Genomic DNA, 690 nt, shown 5'->3' with positions numbered 1-690 from the left:
TCCACATATATGAAACTCCTTAATCCATATTTCAAAACAAATCAAATAAAAAACCCACAAACCAACACCCAAAACACACTAATACCAAAACACACCATTGAACACATGCGACAACCCACAATCACAACAACAGCATCTACACAAACATATCAACAACCCAAACTTAAACCACCACCATAATCCACATCAATCCACACCCCAAATCAAACAACAAACCAAATTACTCCATTCCACATCCAACCAACACATCACCAACCCCCATCCACTTCCCTCCCAACAATTTCAAACACTCTTTAACTCTCTTTTCAAAATCCTTTTCATCTTTACCTCACAATACTTGTTCACTATCGATCTCTCACCCATATTTAACCTTAAACAAAATTTACCACCCAATTAAAACTACATTCCCAAACAACCCAACTCATAGACAACACCTCATAATGCAACAAAATCCAAACACAACAAAACTCTCACCCTCTCTAACACCCCTTTCCAAAAAACTTAAACCCAATCCATCACTAAAAACACTTCTCCAAACTACAATTCAAACACCAAAAACATCCAATTTTCAAACTGAACTCTTCCCAATTCACTCACCATTACTAAAAAAATCCTTATTAATTTCTTTTCCTCCACTTATTGATATACTTAAACTCAACAAATAATCCCACCTGACCTAAAATCACTATA

1 protein-coding gene is annotated in these 690 nt (G+C 35.5%); it reads left to right on the top strand.

Annotation, left to right across the window (positions count from 1 at the left end):
* Window positions 1-180: hypothetical protein (locus tag G8761_RS26890; RefSeq protein WP_207789366.1), on the top strand; the 180-nt coding region annotated here is incomplete at its 5' end.
* Window positions 181-690 lie beyond the last annotated feature (510 nt).

It is taken from the genome of Neobacillus terrae, assembly GCF_011393025.1.
Classification (GTDB): Bacteria; Bacillota; Bacilli; order Bacillales; family Cytobacillaceae; genus Neobacillus_A; species Neobacillus_A terrae.
The sequence above is the reverse complement of the archived record's forward strand: the minus strand, read 5'-3'. Positions and strand labels throughout refer to the sequence as shown.